Origin of the sequence: Pseudoalteromonas sp. Of11M-6 (genome assembly GCF_022347905.1) — a bacterium.
Lineage (GTDB): Bacteria > Pseudomonadota > Gammaproteobacteria > Enterobacterales > Alteromonadaceae > Pseudoalteromonas.
Window position 1 is genome coordinate 44176 of record NZ_JAKRFW010000039.1, and the last position, 8624, is coordinate 52799.

Annotated in this window: 7 protein-coding genes; all 7 read right to left on the reverse strand. The window is 43.0% G+C overall.

All coding sequences use genetic code 11. The annotated features are described in order from the left end of the window. Positions 1 to 7 precede the first annotated feature (7 nt). The 7 genes from MHN32_RS17245 to yegQ all read right to left on the reverse strand — a co-directional run bounded on the left by MHN32_RS17245 (position 8) and on the right by yegQ (position 8478). A complete protein-coding gene (locus MHN32_RS17245) occupies positions 8 to 721 on the reverse strand; it encodes a response regulator transcription factor (protein WP_102056135.1) in 714 nt (237 codons plus the stop codon). A gap of 126 nt (positions 722 to 847) precedes the next feature. Further along, complete coding sequence (locus MHN32_RS17250; RefSeq protein WP_211867843.1) at positions 848 to 2008, reverse strand: M23 family metallopeptidase; 1161 nt, start codon at positions 2006 to 2008, stop codon at positions 848 to 850. A 347-nt stretch (positions 2009 to 2355) separates the two neighbouring features. Further along, on the reverse strand, positions 2356 to 3294 hold the full coding sequence (locus tag MHN32_RS17255; protein ID WP_102056137.1) for a GGDEF domain-containing response regulator: 939 nt from the start codon (positions 3292 to 3294) through the stop codon (positions 2356 to 2358). Between the two features lie 2 nt (positions 3295 to 3296). Then, positions 3297 to 3701, reverse strand: a complete 405-nt coding sequence (locus tag MHN32_RS17260) for a response regulator (RefSeq protein WP_010605674.1) — start codon at positions 3699 to 3701, stop codon at positions 3297 to 3299. 2 nt (positions 3702 to 3703) lie between these two features. After that, entirely contained in the window at positions 3704 to 6391 is a 2688-nt protein-coding gene (locus tag MHN32_RS17265) for a PAS domain-containing sensor histidine kinase (protein WP_211867845.1), read from the reverse strand. A gap of 480 nt (positions 6392 to 6871) precedes the next feature. Beyond that, entirely contained in the window at positions 6872 to 7117 is a 246-nt protein-coding gene (locus MHN32_RS17270; RefSeq protein WP_010377334.1) for a YfhL family 4Fe-4S dicluster ferredoxin, read from the reverse strand. 2 nt (positions 7118 to 7119) lie between these two features. Continuing rightward, positions 7120 to 8478, reverse strand: coding sequence for a tRNA 5-hydroxyuridine modification protein YegQ (yegQ, locus tag MHN32_RS17275; protein WP_211867847.1), 1359 nt, complete (start codon positions 8476 to 8478; stop codon positions 7120 to 7122). Between the last annotated feature and the right edge of the window lie 146 nt (positions 8479 to 8624).

Consider the following 8624-nt stretch of genomic DNA (forward strand, 5'->3'; position numbering starts at 1 on the left):
ACAGCTCTTAATTCAAACTCACTATCGGTATATGGCGTAGTGCCCAATTAGCAAGTTCAACTCGGTTGCGTGAATTGGTTTTTTTAAATGCGCTGTAGATATGCGTTTTAACTGTGTGACTACTGATGTTTAGTCTATCAGCGATATCTTCGTTTTTAGCACCAGCAGCAATAAGCTTGATCACAGATTTTTCTCTGCCGGTAAGCATATTTAATTCTTCATTACTTAAGATGATGTCGCTGTTAGGCAATGCTTGTGGCATGGCGGCAATCAGTTCGCTAAACGCCTCTGAAATAGCACTACGACAAAACCAAAGCTCGCCTTTGAGCACACTGCTTAATCCTTGAAATAACGTCTCTGGCGGAGCGTTGCGATAGAGTATGCCTTTCACATTGCCAAGTAGCGCCGTTTTTTCATTAACGTTGTCTTCATTGGCATTAAATAGCAGTACCTTGTGCTTAGCCGCCAATAGCTTTACTTCAGCACTGATAAGTTCATTACAATCTCGGTGTTCTGTATCTACCAAAAATAACGCGATTTGTTCGCGTTGCGCAGACTCTGGTAGTCGAGTGTCGACTTTTACCGTATGTCCCAGTGTCTCAAGCACTTTGATAAGCACGGTATAATTTGTGGAACTGGTATTAGCTCGAGCATGAGTCAGAATAAAAAACGCTCGATCTTGCCATGCTAGCGAGTTATTGGAATATTCCTTTGCAAACATAGAAGTATTAAATCCTTTTTTATTCCTGATTAAATTTAATATACATTTGTTTTACAAAAATTTTAAGTTTTTTATTAGGCTCAAACTAAAAAGTTGAGCCTAATACCATGGTTGTGCAAGTTCACGTTACTTATATAACGCACGCCATGCACAAGTACGATACCCATTCTTCTCAAAAAAGAAGCGATTACAGTTATCGTCATAGTTGGAGTTACCCACATCTATACGATAGCCACTGATGTACCAATTATGCAGCGAAATATGCCCACCGTTGTACAGTAGCGAAAAGTGAACGTGAGGACCGGTTGATTGGCCGCCTTGGCACAATGCTGTTGCTTTATCGTCCGCGTAACGGCCAAGCCAAGCGCCTGCAGAAATGACATCACCAGTGTTATATTGCAAACTTTCCATATGGTAATACTGAGTTGAATAACCGCTTGAGTGAGTCACGCGAATATTACAAGCTGAGTAGCGAGTCACTGTGCCGCCGTGCGCTGCTTGAACCCAAGGTGTATTACTTCCCCAGCCACCTGAACCGTTATTAAAATCAAGCGAAGAGTAAGGGTAACCAGAGCCTGTATTTGAGTGTGCACCACCGCTATACCAAGCGTAACCCGACGGCCATGGAAAGCTCATGCTAAAGCTAGCAGCCGATACTGCCTGTGTTGAAGCCCGCTCACTAAAAGCGATGTTGCTGTCCGCTTTTAGTGCTAATGACTCGCCGTTAAATAATGTTTGATAGGTGTCTAATAGCTTGTTTGCAGATGTATGGGTTAGATCTGCAAGTGCAACGGTTGCTTCGTTTACCGCAGGTAACTTTTTGGCTTTGCCTTCATCGCGAAGTTTTTGAAATGCGTAGTACCTCGCACTCAGATTAAGCGCTACATCTTTTACTTGCGCATCAAACCCCTGTTCATGAGAGAGTTTACCAAACGGTGCAGAGAGGGATTGTTTATCTGGGTTGTTTATCACACCTGATTCAAGTTCCATTAGTGCCAGCAACAATTTAGGGTTAATACTGGCATATCCAGCATAGTGTAAGAGCACTTCGAGCTTGTCACTTAAATGTGGTGCCGTGCTGTCAAGCACTTGCTGCCAATCTACTTGTTGTAAAGCATTGCTGAAAAGAAACAGTTCAGGGTTTACTGCCATTACACTAGAAATAGGTAAGGCACTGATGTGTTCCGCAGTAAATTCAGGTATAGCTACTGAGTCATGCTGACCAGCAGCTGTTGCCTGATGTGAGAGGAGCGCGATTAAACACGCTGATAGATAGTGGCGTTTCATGTTGTATCCTTTCTGTTTGTTTTTTGTTCAATTAAGTTATACCTAAATGTGATTATTTTGTAAAATAAAAGTTTACAGTATGGTTTTTTTGATATGGATCATATGTTCCTGATCCGATAGATTGGGTTTTAGGGTAAAAGCGACTATAGAAAATAAATTAATGTGATGTGGAGGTTGCTATGAGAAGGCAAATTACTCTGTCTCAGCTTGAAGAGTTGCTAGAGGAAAGACAAGGGGGAGAGCGCCGAAAACAGCGAAGTAATGTTTTGCCTCTCGTCGAAAGGCGCAACCATGTTAGGCGAAAGTCTGATAGGCAATACTTGCACAATAGAGTTGAATAGCTCTCTCTATTCCTGTTTTGTCGTGAGCCCTGCATCCGAGTATAACGCGTAAGGTAGTTTATTAGTTTTTGCGTGATACATGGCTTTGTCGGCTTTAGCAACTAACTCTTCAGCCGATGTTGCGTCAGTGGGATAAATCACAGCACCTATACTCAAGTCTAGCTTTACTTCGTGGATGTTGGCGCTTTCATCTTGGAGACAGTAATTATCACTGAGCAAGTCATACTTATGCTGAGCCAGTTTTCGTAACTGGTTTTTTTCGGTCAGGTGAGGGGCGATAACCACGAATTCATCACCACCGTAGCGTGCTACAAAGTCCGAAGCACGTTTATACATTTTAAGTTTTGCCGACAGTATTTTTAGCAATTGGTCGCCTGCTTGATGACCAAGTTGATCATTGACTGGTTTAAAGTTGTCGAGATCAATAAACAACACACCAAATCCATGACCATATCGCTCTGATTCACTAATCGCTCTTTCTAGTTCGCTATCAAATGCGCCGCGGTTATGTAACATAGTGAGTCTATCCATAACCACCAGGTTCTCTAGATTCCGCTGCATTTCGTAGCGTTCTTTTGAGAAGGTAATTGTACGTGCCAATAGTGGGCCGCTCACTTCATGTTTTGGGATATAATCTTGCGCACCAAGTTGAATTGCTTTTTCGCCAAACAGCGTTTCAGATACCCCAGTTAACACGATTATAGGGGCGCTGACGGGTAACTGCTTTACTTTAATCAGCGTGGTAAGACCTTGACTCTCATCGATATTCAAGTCGATTAGGATGGCTTCAGGCTTGACTGTATTTAAGGCGGTTTCAAGTTGTTCTAAATTTTTAAAATGTTTAACGTTAAACTTTTGTCTACCGTCAGTACTTGCAAGTGTGCGCTTAACTAAGTAAGCATCTTCATCGTTGTCTTCAAGAAGATAAATCAGCCATGTATTCATAGTTACCCTTGCACGACACAGTTATTGTCAAACCAATACTGCTTGATTAATTTGATCAACGACTCTAAATCACTCAAGCGTCCAGGCTTGGTAATATATGACTTAGCACCCAATTGATATGCTTTACGAATGTCACTGTGGTGAGTGGAGGTGGTATAGCATACCGTTATTAATTTATCGGCAACTTGTTCATTTTTTAAAGCTTCCATGACTTCAAAGCCACTCATTTTTGGCATGTTTAAATCCAGCAAGATAACTTGGTCGTAAGTTGCGATAGAATCGAGGTAATGTAGCAGCTCATGACCGTCAGAAAAAATTTTAAGCTCTGGCGCATTGGTAATACTGCTGTATGCTCTTTTAAAAAAGTAAACATCATCTGGATCATCTTCAACTAATAACAGTTCCATTATTACTCCTTAACTTCTTTTGGCAGTATGATTTCAAACAAAGCGCCATCATCACTTTGCAGGCATTTTATTGTGCCGCCATGTAGTTTTACGATTTGTCGGCACAGCGCAAGGCCAATACCACTGCCATACTCTTGTGTGGTGCCAAAACGCCTGAACGGTTCAAAGATTTGCTGGCGTCGAGATTTTGGGATCCCAAGTCCATTGTCTTTGTAATGGATCACCGTTTCATGGCCGGTTTGGCTGGTGTAAATTTGGATCACGGGCGCAAGCTCTTGTGACTTAAACTTAATGCTGTTACTGATTAAGTTTTGCAACACTTGAAGAAAAAGCGAGGGATCAAGTTTGATAGGTAAATCACCATTCTCGAGTTTAATTTCTGCGCCGCTTTCCTCGATACTAAAGCTCATCACTTCACAGATATCTTCTAGCAATAAAGTTAGATTAGTTGTTTGTAGCTTCAACTCATGGGAATGTAAGCGTGATAACTTGAGTAGGTCTTGGATCATGATCCGCATTCGTTGACTGGCATCAACTAAGCGCTCTATTTCAAACTTTGCATCATCGTAGTTTTTTAAATCTGGCGTAATTCTTTGCGCCAAACTGTCCGAAAAAGCGGTGATCTTTCTGAGTGGCTCTTGCAAATCATGAGACGCAATGTAGGCAAAGTGCTCAAGGTGGGCGTTGGATTCTTGCAGCTGTAATAGCAATTCGGTGTGCTCGGTCATATCGACAAAAGTACCCAGCATCAACTCTGGCTCGCCATTGTGATCTCGAGTGATCACGGTATCGACAGAATAACACCAAACCCAATGCCCTTCTTTGTGTCTAAAGCGATATTTTATCGGGATAAGTTCACCGTCTTGGCTGGCTCTCACTTCATCAATATGCTCGTAAATGAGTGCGCGTTCACTTTCATGAAAACATAGTTCTAAATTTGAACTTTCTAACTCTTGAATTGTATAACCAAGGAGTTGGGTATAACGCTTGTTTATGCGCGTGTTTTTTTGGAGTTTTAAGTCGTAGAGATAAAGGCCACACACCGCTGAGTCAATCATTCGCTGTAAAAAGCGTTGGTTGTCTTCTAGCTCTTTTTCTGCGAATTTTCGCGCAGTAATATCGACGGCGATACCAACGATCCGCTCAACTTGGTTTTTACTGTCTTTAAGTGGATAAAGAGTCGTCTGATACCAATACTCTTTGTTTTTAAACGGTATCATTTCGGTGTAATCTACGGGTTTTGCGACCTCAACACAAAGTTGGTAGTTTTTTTCGATTCTATCTACTAGCTCCGCTTCTAACACTGTCCCCCTTAGTTCGCTGAGGGTTTTACCCAATATTTCATCAAGTTTGACGCCAGTGCGTTGACAAGCAAACTTATTGTACTCGAGCACTCGAAATGTTTGGTTTTTTTCTACCTTTAATAGCCAAATAGCCTGACTTGCACCTTCGTAGATGGCATTGAGAATTTTGTTTTTTTCCGCAACTTGCAGCTCAAGGGATTTTTTCTGATGGATATTTCTAAGTGCTCCAGACATCACCAATGCTTTACCGTGGTCGTCAAATTGGCTGTTGCCTACGGCGGAAAACCAAGCGTATTCTCCTTTGTTGTCTCGCCCTAAGTACTCGACAAAATATTGATCTTTGGTGGCAAAGTGATGATCTATGGCATCTTGCACTTTGCCCTGATGGTCTGGGTGGATATGTGCAAACCAATCGTCATAGGTGACTTTTTCGTCGTCGCGCTTACCTATCATGGTTTTTAAACGAGATGAATAGCTGACGCTGTTGTCGACAACGTTCCACTCCCAAATGCCATCTTCGGTTGCCCCGATTGCACGCTTCATTTGTTCGGTGGATTCCGCAAGTGCTTGCTCTGTGCGTTTAAGTGACGATAGGTTATTAAACACCGCTAAAATGAGATTGGCACCGTCATGGGGTTCTTGTACTAAGCGCATCTCCATCGGGATTAGATTGCCAAATTTGTCTTTCACATGGCACAGTGCTTCTTTACTGTAATCGTTTTGGTTGAGTAGAGATTGGCTAATGGATTCTAAGCTGTAGAACGGATCATCCAAACTGACGATATCGTGTAGTCTCAGCCCAATTAATGCATCTGGCGTGTCGTACCCAAGCTCGCGATAAAAATAAGGATTGCACTTACTCACGGTGAGTAGCTGGTCAAGTAGCAAGGTACTAGTGGGTAAGGCATCGAGCATAAACTCGGTAACTCTGTGTTGGTCGAGTTGCGAATGAAGCGCTTGCTTTTCATCGGTAATACGTTTGAGCCTTGCGGTCACGCCATGGAATTGATTGGGAGTTGGGATTGCGACGGCGCTTGGGATAAGTCTAAAAAGATAAACCGCCGTTACCATTGAGATAAACGCTGTGACTGCTTTTGAAATGCCATGAATACCATAAGCGCCATGCCAAACGGTATAAACGCCAATTAAGTGCGTGAGTCCACATAAGGTGATGAAGCTACAGAACAACACAAAGACCCAATTTCTGCCAACGTCAGGGCGTTGTTTTGCATAAATCATAATCGCCATAGGAATAGAAAAGTAGGCGGCGGCTATCAAGATATCGGAGATGACATTGGTCCATAGCAGGTGAGGTTGCCACAAATAGCAATGACCATGCGGCATGTAAGCGCTATTAAAAAATGACTCAAACGAGTTCAAATCCATGTTATTTCCTTACCTCAACGTAAAGCCGATTCATATAAAAACATCCGCCGTTAAGACGCTAAAAGCGCACTCAAGCTGCGATAGTAAAATACGCTTTAAAAGTCCTAATGCTCTGCTTTAACTGTAGTATATCTATTTGAAATTTCGACAAGAGGCGCAAGAAACCTGAACTTCGGATAATTAATGCCTTTCTAGCAGCCAGTTTTAGCGCTAACTGTGTTGAATTCACTTCCAATAGCCAGCTATTGGTGCGTAAATTCGCCTTGCCTACAGGACGTAGGTACCAGGGCGGTAGCAGGACGCGAGAGCGGAGTTATCCCCAAAACTCTCTGGCTAGATAAGAAAGTAATTTAATGTAATTTTAAAAACAGAGGGTTAGATCATTCCTTATCCTAACCTCAGGTTTGGAAATCTTTATCGTGAGGTAGGGAAGAGGGGGAGTTGAGAGATTAACAAGGTGAAGCGCGTGGCTTCACCTTGTTATTCAGTGAGTCGAAGGTACTTTTCGGCTAACTGATCAAGGCTTTCTTTGTGGTTTGGATCTGGTTTAATGCAATCAATGGGGCAGACACTTACACAGGTTGGTGTGTCGTAATGGCCGACGCATTCAGTGCATTTGTCAGGGTCAATTTGATAAATTTTATCGCCCATGTAAATGGCCTGATTAGGACACTCAGGGTCGCACATATCACAGTTGATACATTTATCATTAATAAGTAGTGCCATCGTTATGCCTTTTTAAAAGGATTACGAGTGTCCTCACTTTGGCCCAAATTGCGCATTAAAATGGCGTGACTTAAGTCTATGTCTTCTGGCAGTGGAATTTTGACGATATGACCAGAGCCCTTGGCGTCATCTATCGCTTCGCCTTTTTTATTTTCCATGTGTTCAAGATTAAAGTGAATATTGCCCTTAGGCGTCATCAATTCTAAGCTGTGACCAGTACAGAACTTGTTTTTAACCTCAATCTCAACGAGGCCATTATTAGTGCGACCTAGCACTTCACCAACAAACTGCTGTTGGTCAGACACCGAATGACCGTAGTCGTAATTTTGATAGTCTTGATGTACATGACGTTTCAAGAAACCTTCGGTATATCCTCGGTGGGCTAGATTTTCTAGGGTTTTCATTAAGCTTGGGTCAAATGGTTTACCTGCAACAGCATCATCAATGGCTTTACGATAGACTTGTGCGGTGCGGGCAACGTAATAGAATGACTTGGTTCGGCCTTCGATCTTAAGGCTGTGCACGCCCATGCGAGTCAGTTGATCAACATACTGGACTGCACGTAAATCTTTGGAATTCATGATGTAAGTACCATGCTCATCCTCAAATGCTGGCATGTATTCACCTGGGCGACCTTGCTCTTCGAGCATAAACACTTCGTCGCTTGGTTGACCTTCCCCTAAGGTTGGAATAATCGCTTTTGGATCGACTTTATGGACAACATCCCCGGTTTCGTTTTCTTGACCAGGTTTGACATCGTAGCTCCAGCGGCAGGCATTGGTACAAGTACCTTGGTTTGGATCGCGCTTGTTGATATAACCCGACAATAAACAGCGACCAGAATAAGCCATACATAAGGCGCCGTGAACGAACACTTCAAGCTCAGTGTCTGGGCACAATGTACGAATTTCTTCTATTTCTTGTAGCGACAACTCGCGAGAAAGAATAACGCGCTCAACCCCTTGTTTGGCCCAAAATTGCACCGCCGCATAGTTAACAGCATTCGCTTGTACGGATAAGTGAATTGGCATGTCTGGCCACTTATCGCGCACCAGCATAATTAGCCCGGGATCGGACATGATAAGCGCGTCTGGCTTCATCGCGATAACGGGCTCAATATCACGTAAGTAAGTTTTCACTTTGCCGTTGTGCGGCGCAATATTTGATACGACATAGAGCTTTTTGTTTTGCTGGTGGGCTTCGTTAATACCGGTTTCGAGGTTGTTTAGGTCAAATTCGTTATTGCGTACACGTAGACTGTATCTTGGTTGTCCGGCGTACACAGCGTCGGCACCGTACGCAAAAGCGTAACGCATATTCTTTAAACTGCCGGCAGGAGAGAGAAGTTCTGGTACAAACATGGTTTACCTCATACATTGAACTAGGGCCTGTTGACCTTTGCTGTTTTATTTTTGTTCTCCTGAGTGTGTTTTGGTCGCGACGCTCGACTTGCCGCCTAGTAATCTAGGCAAAAGTTGAGCAACAATGAACAAAGCGCACTCAGGTG

Excerpts from the sequence above, each read along its gene's own strand:
- yegQ (WP_211867847.1), bottom strand. The coding sequence starts at position 8,478 with ATGTTTGTACCAGAACTTCTCTCTCCTGCCGGCAGTTTAAAGAATATG.
- MHN32_RS17255 (WP_102056137.1), bottom strand. The coding sequence starts at position 3,294 with ATGAATACATGGCTGATTTATCTTCTTGAAGACAACGATGAAGATGCT.
- MHN32_RS17260 (WP_010605674.1), bottom strand. The coding sequence starts at position 3,701 with ATGGAACTGTTATTAGTTGAAGATGATCCAGATGATGTTTACTTTTTT.
- MHN32_RS17250 (WP_211867843.1), bottom strand. The coding sequence starts at position 2,008 with ATGAAACGCCACTATCTATCAGCGTGTTTAATCGCGCTCCTCTCACAT.
- MHN32_RS17270 (WP_010377334.1), bottom strand. The coding sequence starts at position 7,117 with ATGGCACTACTTATTAATGATAAATGTATCAACTGTGATATGTGCGAC.
- MHN32_RS17245 (WP_102056135.1), bottom strand. The coding sequence starts at position 721 with ATGTTTGCAAAGGAATATTCCAATAACTCGCTAGCATGGCAAGATCGA.
- MHN32_RS17265 (WP_211867845.1), bottom strand. The coding sequence starts at position 6,391 with ATGGATTTGAACTCGTTTGAGTCATTTTTTAATAGCGCTTACATGCCG.